At 34.4% G+C, this 14,219-nt stretch carries 11 protein-coding genes and 1 tRNA gene; 3 read left to right on the forward strand and 9 right to left on the reverse strand.

Annotated features, from left to right (window positions below; translation table 11 throughout):
* Nucleotides 1–5: 5 nt before the first annotated feature.
* The gene (locus tag BTO05_RS07385; protein WP_087492045.1) at nt 6–1,322 is read right to left on the reverse strand and encodes a cytochrome c3 family protein; all 1,317 of its coding nucleotides are present in this window, start codon (nt 1,320–1,322) and stop codon (nt 6–8) included.
* 211 nt (nt 1,323–1,533) lie between these two features.
* Between BTO05_RS07385 and BTO05_RS07390 the strand changes: the two genes are divergently transcribed.
* Nucleotides 1,534–1,911, forward strand: a complete 378-nt coding sequence (locus tag BTO05_RS07390) for an SPOR domain-containing protein (RefSeq protein ID WP_087492046.1) — start codon at nt 1,534–1,536, stop codon at nt 1,909–1,911.
* A 142-nt stretch (nt 1,912–2,053) separates the two neighbouring features.
* Here the strand turns inward: BTO05_RS07390 and BTO05_RS07395 are convergent, their stop codons facing one another.
* The 6 genes from BTO05_RS07395 to BTO05_RS07420 form a co-directional block, all read right to left on the reverse strand.
* Entirely contained in the window at nt 2,054–2,737 is a 684-nt protein-coding gene (locus BTO05_RS07395; protein WP_157662554.1) for a T9SS type A sorting domain-containing protein, read from the reverse strand.
* Between the two features lie 7 nt (nt 2,738–2,744).
* Complete coding sequence (locus BTO05_RS07400) at nt 2,745–3,329, reverse strand: phage tail protein (RefSeq protein WP_087492048.1); 585 nt, start codon at nt 3,327–3,329, stop codon at nt 2,745–2,747.
* A gap of 113 nt (nt 3,330–3,442) precedes the next feature.
* Nucleotides 3,443–6,187, reverse strand: a complete 2,745-nt coding sequence (infB, locus tag BTO05_RS07405) for a translation initiation factor IF-2 (protein WP_087492049.1) — start codon at nt 6,185–6,187, stop codon at nt 3,443–3,445.
* Nucleotides 6,188–6,249: 62 nt separating this feature from the next.
* Nucleotides 6,250–7,482 carry a transcription termination factor NusA gene (gene nusA / locus BTO05_RS07410; protein ID WP_087492050.1) on the reverse strand — a complete coding sequence of 411 codons (1,233 nt, stop codon included), beginning with the start codon at nt 7,480–7,482 and terminating at the stop codon, nt 6,250–6,252.
* Between the two features lie 11 nt (nt 7,483–7,493).
* Nucleotides 7,494–7,958, reverse strand: coding sequence for a ribosome assembly cofactor RimP (gene rimP, locus BTO05_RS07415; protein ID WP_087492051.1), 465 nt, complete (start codon nt 7,956–7,958; stop codon nt 7,494–7,496).
* A 205-nt stretch (nt 7,959–8,163) separates the two neighbouring features.
* Nucleotides 8,164–8,236: transfer RNA gene (locus BTO05_RS07420), tRNA-Gln, on the reverse strand.
* Between the two features lie 152 nt (nt 8,237–8,388).
* Here BTO05_RS07420 and BTO05_RS07425 point away from each other — a divergent pair.
* Both BTO05_RS07425 and BTO05_RS07430 read left to right on the forward strand, forming a co-directional pair.
* Entirely contained in the window at nt 8,389–11,817 is a 3,429-nt protein-coding gene (locus tag BTO05_RS07425) for a protein O-mannosyl-transferase family (RefSeq protein ID WP_087492052.1), read from the forward strand.
* A gap of 35 nt (nt 11,818–11,852) precedes the next feature.
* On the forward strand, nt 11,853–12,527 hold the full coding sequence (locus tag BTO05_RS07430) for a polysaccharide deacetylase family protein (RefSeq protein WP_317041887.1): 675 nt from the start codon (nt 11,853–11,855) through the stop codon (nt 12,525–12,527).
* Here BTO05_RS07430 and BTO05_RS07435 read toward each other — a convergent pair.
* On the reverse strand, nt 12,524–12,820 hold the full coding sequence (locus BTO05_RS07435) for a thioredoxin family protein (protein WP_087492054.1): 297 nt from the start codon (nt 12,818–12,820) through the stop codon (nt 12,524–12,526). The two genes, BTO05_RS07430 and BTO05_RS07435, sit on opposite strands and share 4 nt — an antisense overlap.
* 134 nt (nt 12,821–12,954) lie before the next feature.
* The gene (locus BTO05_RS07440) at nt 12,955–14,202 is read right to left on the reverse strand and encodes a metallophosphoesterase (protein ID WP_087492055.1); all 1,248 of its coding nucleotides are present in this window, start codon (nt 14,200–14,202) and stop codon (nt 12,955–12,957) included.
* Nucleotides 14,203–14,219: the final 17 nt, after the last annotated feature.

Here is a 14,219-nt window from a genome sequence, read left to right on the forward strand (position 1 = left end):
AATTATTAATAATGACATTTACCACATTCTAATCCACCCATTTGCGCTGCAGTTAACTGCTCCACTCCATATTTCTTAGATAATTGCTCGTGGATTTTAGTGTAGTATGCGTTGTCTTTAACCTTTACGTTTGTTTCTCTGTGGCAATTGATACACCAACCCATAGTTAATGGTGAGTGTTGGTACATAATTTCCATATCTTCAACTGGACCATGACATGTCTGACATTCTAACCCTGCAACAGAAACGTGTTGCGAGTGATTAAAGTAAGCAAAGTCTGGTAAGTTATGTATGCGAATCCATTTTACAGGACTTGTTTCGCCAGTATATTTCTGATTTTCAGCATCCCATCCAACGGCATCATACAATTTTTGAATTTCTTTATTATAATCTTTCCCATATTCATTCATTCCTTGGGCATAAGTATCTTCAGAAACTTCTGATATATTTTTATGACAATTCATACAAACATTCAATGAAGGAATACCCGAATGCTTACTTACTCTTGCTGAAGAGTGGCAATATTTACAATCAATTTGATTGTCTCCTGCGTGAATTCTGTGAGAATAATGAATTGGCTGTACTGGCTCGTAACCTTGATCAATACCTACTTGCATTAAGTAACCATAAACAAAATAGCCACTTGCTAATAAAAATAGGATTGAAGTTACTAATACTAAAAACTGGTTTTGAGCAAAAGCTTTCCAAATCGGAGTTCTTTTTTTGCTTTCTGGTATTGCTACACCTTTAGCATCAGCAAAACGCTTTAATGTGCGATTTACTAAAACTAAAGCCATTGCTAATAATCCGAATAATAAAGCTAAAGCTCCAAGGATTATTGCATTTGATGTTGAATCACCGCCACCTGTATTTGGGTCGACATAGTTCGGACACCCAGGCTGAGGATTAGCTACACATGGGTCAATTTTTGGAACTTCAGCAGTGTAAGCTAATATATCTGAAATATCTTGGTCGCTAAAACCAGGGAATGCATTCATCGCCGTTTGGTTGTACTCATTCCAAATTTTGTTAGCGTAAGTATCTCCAGATTTAATTAATGCTGAGCTATTTCTTATCCACTTGTTTAACCATTCTCTATCTAAACCTTCGTCTTCATAAAGTCTTGCTTCAACATTACGTAAAGCTGGACCTGTCATCTTTTTATCAAGTTTATGACATGCCGCACATTGAGAATTAAATAAAGATTTTCCGTTTGCTGGGTCACCTTCTTGGGCCAAAACGGTAGTTGAAAACGTAAGTAATAATATAAAACCTAAACGAAGTATGCTTGAGGTTAGATTACGGTAGATAACGTGTTTCATATGTAATATTGAATTATCTTCTATTTTGGTATGATTTTTTCAGTAAATATGATAAAATCATGGTTCTAAAAAACTCTTGCAAAAATAAGGCATAAAGTCGATTTTAGAAATGTTACTGAACTCTTAATATATAATTTATAAGCGTTCTAAATAACAACAAACACCTTGATTACGTTAATAAAATATAACTTTGTATAATTAATAATTGATTATGAATAAATTGAATATAAAATGTCTGTGTTTTACTGCACTAATATGCTTTAGCTCTTTTATAAATGCGCAAGAAGGCACTGTAAATATTGAGCAATCAAAAGAGATTGACAAACTATTAGAATTTAAAAAAGACATTAAAACAGTTGAAACTTTTAGGATACAAGTATACAGCGGTAACAGCTCTTCAAGAGCAAGTAATGTAAAATCAGAGTTTATGCAAACCTATGGGCAATGGCCTGTTGAGATGATTTTTAATACACCAAACTACAAAATATGGGTTGGTAATTTTAGAGATAGATTAGAAGCTGACAGAGCTTTGTTACGCATCAAAAAAAACTACATGAATGCTTTTATTTTTCAACCTAAAAAAGATTAATTATTTTTTTAATTTAAGTTACAACGAAGAATCTTTTGAAATTTTACGATAATACTGTGTAAGATTCTTCACTTCGTTCTGAATGACAAAAACCATTCAAAAAACTAAAAGCCGAAATCAAAGTTATGATTCCGGCTTTTTATTATTGTATCAAAATTTTCTTTTTTATAACTGAATCTCTTATTTCTATTTTCAAAAAATATACGCCTTTTTTTAGTTGTGTAACATCAATACTATCTATATTGTCTTTAAAAAAAACACGCTTTCCTAAAACATTATAGAGTGATACAAGATACGATTCGTTATTTGTATTAGGCACTAAATAAAGCTTGTCTTTAACAGGGTTAGGATAGACTGAAAATTGATTTTGTAAACTAAAATCATCTATGCTTAATGAGTTTTGTACTGTTCCTGTTAATGAACTTATTGCACCACATTGTGATTGGGTTACGGTGGTTGCTTCTTCCCAAGTACCAAGTGTCAAATCTGGAGGATTAGGTTTTGATGCAGAGTCATTATAGTATAAAACATAGGCCGATGTAAAGCCATCATTACCATCATCTGCTTTAATCTCCCAGCGCATATTGGCATCACTCCATACCATTTGTAATTTACAAAATCCAATCCCACTACAATCTCTAGAACCTGTAGATGGATTAGAAACTGTTTGGAATATATTCCTTTCGTCAACCAAGTTAATCTGTTCGAATATATAATCTTGGTTATCTAGCAAGTTGTTACAAGCATTTAATGTTATCTGTTGCGCACCAACAAAAAGACCGAATACTAAAAATACAACTGTAATACATTGATTAAAAAATCTCATGACTTGTCTAATTTTGTGAAGGAAAAATACCGCTAACACAAATAACATATCTAACACCTAAATAAGGCTGTCTATTTGGTACTGATTGTCCACCACCTGTGTTAGCTATCATATTTGTATTCATGGTTGTAGCTGCACCAACAGATGCGTATTCAGGGTCTAAAGTTTTAGTTTGCGCTGGGTAATTGTTAGCAGGAGAAGAACTGTTTCCATCTGCTGCAACGGCTGTAACACTATGATTATGTGATGGTAATTGAGATACAGTTAAGGTATTTGTTTCATTACCTCCTTTTTGACCCAATACAACATTTGATAGCCCAGGTCCATTACCTATACCAACAGGCACTCTTCCTCTTAAATCAGGTAGTGCAAATGTTGTCTGTCCGTCTCCGCCATAAGTAGTTCCTAATAAAGAAAAAAGTGCTGTATTCTGTGCTATAGGAAGCAAACGTCCATCGCAGCTAAGCCAATCTCGTTGGTCAAAATTTACACCTGTAAGTTTTATATCTCCTAAATATGCCTCTTGCGCACTACAAAATGTAATAGCTCCAAAAATAAAAGCTAGTAAAAATAAATTTGTAATTTTTTTCATGACTAATAGATTTATTGATTTGAATATCATAAAATTAGTCATAAAAGACATAAAAAAAGCACTTATTAAAAAAATAAGTGCTTTGTCTACTTTTTGTCTACTTAAAAAGAAGTCTATTTTAAAGTCTTTTTTACTTCAACTTCTTGGAAAGATTCGATAACATCACCAATAGCTATATCATTATAACCTTTGATTTGCATACCACAATCGTATCCTTTTGACACTTCTTTTACATCGTCTTTGAAACGTCTTAATGCTTCTAATTCTCCTGTATGGACTACGACACCATCTCTAATAATCCTGATGCCAGAACTTCTAAGGATTTTACCATTCATTACCATACAACCTGCAATGTTTCCGATTTTAGAAACCTTGAAAATTTCTCTTATTTCTGCAGTACCAGTAATTTCCTCTTTAACTTCTGGAGATAACATACCTTCCATGGCGTCTTTAAGGTCATTAATGGCTGCGTAAATAATTGAATATGTGCGGATATCGATTTCTTCCTTATCAGCAATCATACGTGCATTACCAACTGGTCTTACATTAAACCCGACAATAATTGCATCTGATGCTGTTGCAAGCAATACATCACTTTCTGTAATTGCTCCAACACCTTTATGTATGATATTTACTTGAATTTCTTCAGTAGATAATTTCTGGAAAGAATCTGTTAATGCTTCAACAGAACCATCCACATCACCTTTAAGTATTATATTCAATTCCTGGAAATCACCAAGAGCTATACGTCTTCCAATTTCATCAAGTGTGATATGACGTTGTGTTCTAACAGACTGCTCACGTTGTAACTGTGTACGTTTCGTTGCAATTTGTTTTGCTTCACGCTCATCAGAAAATACATTGAACTTATCACCTGCTTGCGGTGCACCATCTAAACCTAAGATTGATACTGGCGTTGATGGACCTGCTGCTTCTACGTCATTTCCACGTTCATCTTGCATGGCTTTTACTTTACCAGAATTTTTTCCTGCTAATACGTAATCACCAACTCTTAATGTTCCTGCTTGTACTAATATTGTAGACACATATCCACGACCTTTGTCTAAGAATGCTTCTACGACAGTACCTTGCGCAGCCTTATTTGGGTTTGCTTTAAGCTCTAATAATTCAGCTTCAAGCAACACTTTTTCTAATAATTCTTTTACACCAGTTCCTACTTTTGCAGAAATATCATGTGACTGGATTTTTCCACCCCAATCTTCTACTAAAAGGTTCATTTGTGCTAATCCTTCTTTTACTTTTTCAGGATTTGCATCTGGCTTATCAATCTTGTTAATCGCAAATACAATTGGTACTCCTGCGGCCTGAGCGTGAGAAATAGCTTCTTTTGTTTGCGGCATAATGTCATCATCTGCTGCTGCAACAATAATTGCAATATCGGTAACTTGAGCTCCACGAGCACGCATGGCTGTAAAGGCTTCGTGACCAGGTGTATCTAAGAATGCAATCTTTTGACCATTTTCTAATTGAACACCATAAGCTCCAATGTGTTGTGTAATTCCTCCTGACTCACCAGCAATTACATTCTCTTTACGTATGTAATCTAATAGAGATGTTTTACCGTGATCAACGTGACCCATTACGGTTACAATTGGTGCACGTTCTACTAAATCTTCAGGTTTGTCTTCTACTTCTTCAATAGATTCTTCAATATCTGCAGTAACGAACTCTACAGAATATCCGAACTCTTCTGCAACGATAGTTAATGTTTCGGCATCTAAACGCTGATTCATAGTCACCATCATGCCGAGTGACATACATGCAGAGATGATTTGAGTTACACCAACATCCATCATTGTAGCAACTTCACTTACAGTAACAAATTCTGTTACTTTAAGAATTTTACTTTCTGCAGCTTCAATCTTCTGATCGATTTCTGTTTGCTCTCTACGCTGATCTCTTTTGTCTCTACGATACTTAGCACCTTTACCTTTATTGCTTTTTCCTTGAAGTTTCTCAAGAGTTTCGCGTACTTGTTTTTTTACATCTTCTTCAGAAGGCTCTTCTTTAACAACTTTTGGTCTGTTGTTTCCACCTCGTCCTCTAAAGTTTCCTCCTCTTCTATTATCGTTGTTTGACTTACCTGGATCACCTGGTTTACTAATTCTACGTCTTTTACGTTTGTTAGCATCGCCTCCAGCTTTTGGCTTGTCTTCTTTTTTCTTTTTAGGCTTGTTAAATTGCGTTAAGTCAATTTTCTTACCTGTAATATTAGGACCACTAAGCTTTTTGTACTGCGTCTTAATCTTTTCGTCTACTGGCTCAGAAGTAGATGTAGATTCTTCGGTAATATCTTTTTTAGCTTCAACTGTTTTTGGCTTTTCTTCCTTGACAGGTTTGTCTTCTTTTTTGGCTACTGGCTTATCAGTTTTTGCAGGTGCTTGTTTTTTAGGAGTAGCCTTTTTAGGAGCTTCTACCTTTACCTCTTCTTTCTTAGGTGTTTCTTCTTTTGGCGCTTCTTTCTTTGGCACTTCTGCTTTTGGCTTATCGCCATCCAAATCAATTTTACCAACTTGCTTAGGTCCAGAAATTTCAGCTTTAGCTTTAAGAACTGTTTCCTTTTCAGCGTCTTGCTTAGCCTTTTCTTCGAGCTCACGCTCACGCTTTTCTCTTAAGGCTTCTTTTTCTTTCAGCTTTGCTTCACTGACTTCTTGAGCCTTTTCGCGCTTAGTCGCATCAGTCTGAAATTCATCAGCCAATGTATCATAAACGTCTTGAGTAATTTTTGTATTAGGGCTTTTCTCTATCTCAATGCCTTTAGATTCTAAAAAATCTACAGCACGGTCGAGAGAAATATTCAATTCCCTAAGTACTTTATTAATTCTAATTTGAGCCATATATGCTTTTATATAATCCTAAATATATAGTTTACCAATTAATCTGCAAAAATTGGTGATTTTTAGTCTTCGAATTCTTCTTTTAAAATTCTAATAACTTCAGTAATTGTTTCTTCTTCTAAATCTGTACGCTTCACAAGGTCATTAACATCCTGCTCTAAAATACTTTTTGCAGTATCTAAACCAGCTTTGCTAAATTCTTTAATGATCCACTCTTCGATTTCATCAGAGAACTCACTTAATTCTACATCCTCTTCAGCGCCTTCTCTAAATACATCAATCTCATAACCCGTTAATTTACCAGCTAATCTAATATTATGACCTCCACGACCAATAGCTTTAGATACTTCTTCTGGTTTTAATAACACCTCGGCACGCATGTTCTCTTCGTCTAATTTTAGAGATGTTACTCTCGCCGGACTTAAAGCACGTGTTATAAATAATTGGATATTATTTGTGTAATTGATAACATCGATATTTTCATTTCCTAACTCGCGGACAATACCGTGAATACGAGAACCTTTCATACCAACACAAGCGCCGACAGGGTCAATTCTATCATCATAAGAATCAACAGCTACTTTTGCTTTTTCGCCAGGAATACGAACAACATTTTTAACAGTGATTAAACCATCAAAAACTTCAGGAATTTCTGATTCAAATAATTTTTCAAGGAACAATGGTGATGTTCTAGACATGATTATTGCAGGCTTTGTACCTTTAAGCTCTACACTTTCAATTACGCCTCTTACATTTTCTCCTTTACGGAAAAAGTCCGAAGGTATTTGTTTATCCTTAGGTAAAATAATTTCATTACCGTCGTCATCTAATAAAATGATGGCTCTGTGGCGAATATGATGTACCTCAGCAGAATAAATCTCACCTTCAAGCTCTTTAAATTGCTTGTAGATGTTTGTATTATCGTGCTCGTGAATTTTAGAAATTAAATTTTGTTTTAATGCTAAAATAGAGCGTCTTCCTAGTTGGTGAAGTTTTACTTCTTCAGCAACATCCTCTCCTACTTCGAAATCTGGTTCAATTTTTTGAGCTTCAGATAATTCAATCTCTTGATTTGGCTCTTCGACCTCACCATTTGCAACAACGATTCTATTTCTCCAAATCTCTAAATCTCCTTTATCAGGGTTTATGATAATATCAAAGTTATCGTCATCTCCATATTTCTTCTTCAATGCATTACGTAATACATCTTCTAGAATCGCCATTAGCGTAACTCTATCTATTAATTTATCATCTTTAAAATCTGAAAATGATTCAATTAACGCTAAATTTTCCATATTAACAGGACTTAAAATTTTATTTTAACTTTTGCTTCTTTAATATCGTTTAAAGCAATCGTTGCCTCTTTGGTAACGGTTACTTTTCCTTTTCCTACAGGCTTAAGCTCACGAGCTTTCCATGTTAACTGAATGGTATTCTCATCGGCTTCTACCAATTGACCTTCTGTGGTCTTATCATCGTTAGTCTTAACTTCTAAGTTACGACCAATGTTCTTTTTATATTGCCTAGGCATCGTTAAAGGTGATGCAGCACCTGCTGATAAAACTTCTAAAGAAAAGTCTTCTTCTTCTCTATCTAAATTATGCTCTATTGCTCTACTAATAAACATACAGTCTCCTACCAACACTCCATTATCTCCATCAATTACAACCTTGATAGCGTTATCGGCGCCCATAGTCATGCTTATCAAGAATAAATCTTGACGTTCATCTAATGCATTCTGCAATAATTGTTCTACTTTGTTTTTTAACATACAGCTATAAAAAGAGGGGACTTTTCGTCCCCTCATAATCTTCTTTTCTTTAAACAGTGGTGCAAATATACAATATATATCGAGTTTTGCAAGATGTTTATAGTCTAAAATTCTGAATTGACAACGGTTACAACCCTGTTTTATTCAGTTAAAGATGAAAAACAAAAAATCCTAACTCAAATTGAATTAGGATTTTAAAATTATGTTGGCCCACTAGGGATCGAACCTAGACTCTTTGGTACCAAAAACCAATGTGTTGCCAGTTACACCATAGGCCATCATCTCAAAATGAGGGTGCAAATTTATAACAAAGTTTTACTTGAACAAAAAAAATAAGAAAAATAATTCAAAATACTTAACGTTTGCTTAAAAGTATGATGCTATGTTGTATTTATTAGTAAATTCGCCAGCATCAAAAAGCCTTTGATTTATGACCAATTTTAACTTTAAAAAATGGAACACCATCCTGGGATGGTTTGTGTTTGCAGTAGCAGTAATCACCTACGCCTTAACCATCGAACCTACTGTTAGTTTCTGGGACGCAGGTGAATATATCCTAACTTCATCTAAGTTACAAGTTGGACATCCGCCAGGAGCACCTTTATTTCAAATGCTTGGGGCGTTTTTCTCTATGTTTGCTTTAGAACCTTCTCAGATAGGTGCTTTATTGAATATGATGAGTGCTGTATCTAGTGCTTTTACAATACTTTTTATGTTTTGGACTGTGACAATTTTATTACGCAAACTCGTAAAATATGATTTAGAAAAAGACATGGCGAGCAAAGGCATCGCTATACTTGGAAGTGCTTTAGTTGGTAGTCTAGCTTTTACATTCACCGATTCTTTTTGGTTTAACGCTGTAGAAACGGAAGTTTATGCTATGGCTACGCTTATCATGGCAATTATGTTTTATCTGGCTTTACGCTGGGAAGAAGACATGCATAAGCCTCGTGGTAATCGTTGGTTAATTTTAATTGCATTTGTTATTGGATTGTCTTTTGGAGTTCACTTTATGGGGTTATTGACTATTCCTGCAATTGGACTTATATATTACTTTAAAAATTACAAAACGATTACGATTCAGAATTTCATTTTAGCTAATGTTATTTCTGCAGCAATATTGTTATTTATCTTTAAATTATTATTACCAAATGCGCTTCGCTTCTTTGGCTGGATGGAAGTTTTTACAGTCAATTCTTTTGGTTTACCTTTTCACTCTGGTACCATAATCGCTGGTCTGTTAGTGATTTCTGCATTTTATTTTGGACTTAAATATACACGCCAAAAAGGATTTATACACGCTAATACTTTGGTATTAAGTTTACTTTTTATTTTCATTGGATTTTCATCATGGATGATGTTACCAATAAGAGCAAATGCACATGTAATTATCAATGAAAACGACCCATCTGATGCTCGTGAACTATTAGCATATTATAACCTAGAACAGTATCCTGAAACTCACTTATTTTATGGGCCACAGTTTACTGAACTATATTCTGGTGAAGATGAAGACAAACCTTTTGTAGACGACAAAAAGAACTACGAAAAAAACGAAGAAACTGGAAAATACGAAATCATTAACGATTGGGAAAACGCCAAACAAAATTACAATTCGGAGCATGCCTCTTTACTACCTAGAATGTGGAGTACTGAACATGCCGAAAACTATATGATGTTTACTGGTCTTATTGACTTTAAAGTAAAGCCGAGATTAGGTTCCGACATATATAAAAGTTACATCAATGGCGGTTATCCAGAAGAAGAAGCTAGTGCAAGAGCAAGCTATCAGATGCAGCAAATAAATCAGATGGTTAGCCAATTTAGGAAAGCCGTAGCTGATGGAAAAGTAGATTACGAAGACTACCATAACTTTTTAAAAGAAAATGCACAGTCTTGGTTTGATGTAGAAAAACCTTCATTTATTGATAACATGGCTTACATGATGCAATACCAATTCGGATACATGTATTGGCGTTATTTTATGTGGAATTTTACTGGACGTCAAAACGATATTCAGGGTAAGTATGATGATTTTAATGGTAATTGGATTTCTGGAATTGGTTTTGTTGACAGCCTACATTTAGGTATGAATCAGGATAATCTGCCAAGTGATGTCAAAAATAACAAGGGCCGAAACACTTATTATTTTTTACCATTAATCCTTGGATTGATTGGATTCTTCTTTTTATTTAGCGCTGACAAAAAACGTTTTTGGGTACTATTAGTATTCTTTTTACTAACAGGATTGGCAATTCAATTCTACACCAATATTAGACCTTTCGAGCCTCGTGAACGTGACTACTCAGTTGTTGGTTCTTTTTATGTATTTGCTATTTGGATTGGATTTGGTGTTTTTGCTTTGTATGATTTATTAACTAAACAAGCTAAAAAAAGCGCTATACCAATTGCGGCAATAACTTTAGGGTGTCTGATAGCTGTACCAGGTGTCTTAGCGGCAAATAATTGGGATGACCATGACCGTTCAGGCAAGTATACTGCTAACGCGATGGCAAGAAAATATTTAGAATCTTGTGCGCCAAATGCCATTCTATTTACAATTGGTGACAATGATTCCTTTCCGCTTTGGTATCTGCAAGAAATTGAAGGTGTACGTACAGATGTTCGTGTTGTGAACACAAGCTTATTCCAAACTGCTTGGTATATCGACCAAATGAAAAGAAAGGCATATACAAGTGACCCAATCCCTTCTCAATTAAGTCATAGACAATACCGAGACGGAACTCGCGATTACACTTTTTATCGAGAAATTAATGAGCGTATTGCAAAAGACACTTTGGATATAAAAACCTTTATGGATTTTGTTGGAGATGACAATCCAAAACAAAAACTTAAGTATTTGATTACATCTCAAGGTGAAGACCCAGAAAGGTATCCTTCATATTTTTTAAATTCTAATTACTATCCAACAAAAAATATTAGAGTTCCTGTTGATAAAGCTACTGTGCTTAAAAATGGAATTGTAAAACCAAAAGATGCCGATAAAATTGAACCTTATTTAGATGTTAGAATATCTGGAAGCGCTGTTTATAAAAACCGCTTGTTAATGCTAGATATAATTGCAAATAATAATTGGGAACGCCCAATTTATTTTAGTGGCGGTGCTTTTGCTGATGAAGATTACATCTGGATGAAAGATTACTTACAATTAGATGGCTTATGTTATAAATTGGTACCTATTAAAACACCTGTAGACAAAGCAAACCCTTTTGATATGGGGCGCGTTGACCCAGATTTAATATATGACCTAGTAAAGTCTTGGGATTGGGGCGGCAGTGGTGATGCTATTTATCATGATGTCGAAACTCGTAAAAACGGTATTACCTATCGCGGAAATATTGCTAGACTTATAGAACGCCTATTAGACGAAAAAGAATTGGACAAAGCTGAGGAAATGGCAGATTTAGCCATGGAAAAAATGCCAGTTGATGATTTTGGTTACTACACACTTTTAGAACCATACATATCAACCTATTTTGAAGTTGGTGCTGATGATAAAGCTAAAAAACTATATATGGATGTCGCTAAAAAATATCAAGAAAATCTTGTGTATTATAGTGGGCAAGACATAGGCACTCAAGCAGAAATTATTGATGAGATATTTACAGATATTCAAAAATATCGCTCGCTAGTCGATGCACTTGTTGCTTACGGAGATAGAGATTTTGCATTAGAACAAACTAAGGTTTTCAATGAATATTTAAGTCTTTTTGGCCCATTAATGGGAGATGAAGAATTATCTGAAGAACCTGAAGCTAATATTGATGACCTTCTACAAGATGGCGAAACTAATAGCGAAGATTTGGTGATACCTGCTGAAAAAGATAGCAGTAATTAAATTAAAAATGTCTGGTTGAGCACAATCGAAATCTATTGAACTTCAAAAATTTACAGATTTCGAACAGAGAACTTTATACGACTTTTACAATGAAACTCGTTCCTGCAAAAACCCCAGGATTTATAAAATCTTTATTCCCTAGTTTTATTTGGAATGTTGATACCCAAAAGCAGGAACTATACCTGACGTTTGATGATGGTCCAACTCCAGAAATTACACCTTGGGTTTTAGAACAACTAAAATTTTACAATGCAAAAGCTACTTTTTTTTGTATTGGTAGTAATATTAAAAAGTATCCTGAAATCTTTAAAGCAATCACAGATGAAGGTCATGCTGTAGGCAATCACACTTATAATCATCTAAAAGGCTGGAAGCATAAAACAAAAGCCTACTTGGAAGATGTTTCAAAGACAAAAACTTTAATAGACTCTAATCTTTTTCGTCCACCTTACGGTAAACTAAAAAATAAGCAAGCCAAGAGACTTCTACAACTGGGTTATAAGATTATAATGTGGGATGTGTTGTCCTTTGATTGGAAAGCTTCTATCTCTGAAGAAGAATGTTTTGAAAATATTGTCAATTCAGCTAAAAAAGGAAGTATTATTGTTATGCATGACAGTGTAAAAGCAAAACGAAATTTGAAAGCAGTTTTACCCAAGGTATTGAATTATTATAATGATAAAAGATATACCTTTAAATCAATTAACTAAACATACTCCTGAATAATACCAATAAGTGTATTGGCATCTTGTTCGCCACTGTGGCGCCATTTCATTTCGCCGTTTTTATAGATAATAAGTGTAGGTAAGCCTTTTACTCTTAAAGCTTCAGCAAGTTCTTGGTTTTTTTCTACATCAATTTTTATGACTTTGGCTTTATCGCCAAGCGCTGCAGCTACATCTCTAAGTACTGGATGCATTGCTGTAGATTGCTCGTTCAATTCTGTGAAGAAGTCAAGTAGCACAGGTTTGTCTACATCTATAAGCTCTCCAAATTTTGACATATCATTGCGGTTTTAGTCAAATATATACTTCAAACTTAAGCATTTTTTTTTACTATACTTTGAATAAGGTATTGTATTGCTTTCATTTTGATACAATTATAAATATACAAAATTGTTTAATGCAAAATTAGTATCTAAACATTTTGAGTTTTCTTACCTTTTTTGAGCTCAATAACCGTTATTTCTGGCCAGATACCAACACGACCAGGAAATGCTAAATAGCCAAAACCACGGTTGACATTTATATATTGTCCTAATTCTTCATAAATCCCAGCCCAACGCTTGTAACGCCATTTTACTGGACTCCATTTAAACCAGCCAGGAATTTCAATACCAAATTGCATACCATGTGTGTGACCGCTTAAGGTAAGATGGTAATGGTAATCATCATTGACAACCTCAGCGTCCCAATGGCTTGGATCATGACTCAGTAAAACTTTAAAATCATCCTTACTTACTGCCGATTTTGCTTTTTGTAAATCTCCAGCCTTTTTAAAACCTCCTTTTCCCCAATTCTCTACACCAACAATGGCGATGCGTTGCCCATCTTTTTCTATAAAACGATTTTCATTTAGTAATACATCGAAACCTATATCTTTTTGCAGTGACTTTAAATCCTCCAAATTTCTTGCTTTCTCTTCATCAGAATTCCATCTTACGTAATCACCGTAATCGTGATTCCCAAGGACAGAATACATACCGTCTTTTGCTTTGAGTTTATTAAATACTGGCACATATGGCTCTAATTCTGTGGCTTTATTATTTACAATATCTCCAGTGAACAAAATAACATCACTTTGCTGTTCGTTAATTAAATCTACAGCATATTTTACCTTTTCAATATTATCAAAACTTCCTGAATGGATATCGCTTATCTGCGTAAGCTTATAACCATCAAAAGCATCTGGTAAGTCTTCAAAATGAAGAACATATTTTAAGACTTTAAAATTGTACTTGCCCTTATACATGCCATAAAGAATAGATGTAAAAGGAATAGCGGCTAAACCAAGAGCAATTTGGCTAATAAACTTTCTGCGAGACGGAAAGTGTTTTACACCTTCTTCTCCTTCACTACCCTGCATAAAATAACTGTAAACACCTTGTGGTACTCTAAAAACATCCTCTCCAAACATAATGGCAATAAGAACCAATTTTGGGACTACCATTGCAATTAAAAATCCTACAGCATAAGCATTAGTGTGAGAAAAACCATCACTTCTACTAAATCCAAAAAACTGATAAATAAAATTACCTAATACAGCAATTGTAAAAATCCAATACAATGCAAACCACCAATTACTTTTAGTTATAGTACGTAACGATTGAAACGCATAATAATCTGCAATCGCAACGACAAGAATAAATATAAACCAACGAATCATCTATGAAGTTTAAAAAT

The sequence above is a fragment of the Winogradskyella sp. PC-19 genome (genome assembly GCF_002163855.1).
Taxonomy (GTDB): Bacteria; Bacteroidota; Bacteroidia; order Flavobacteriales; family Flavobacteriaceae; genus Winogradskyella.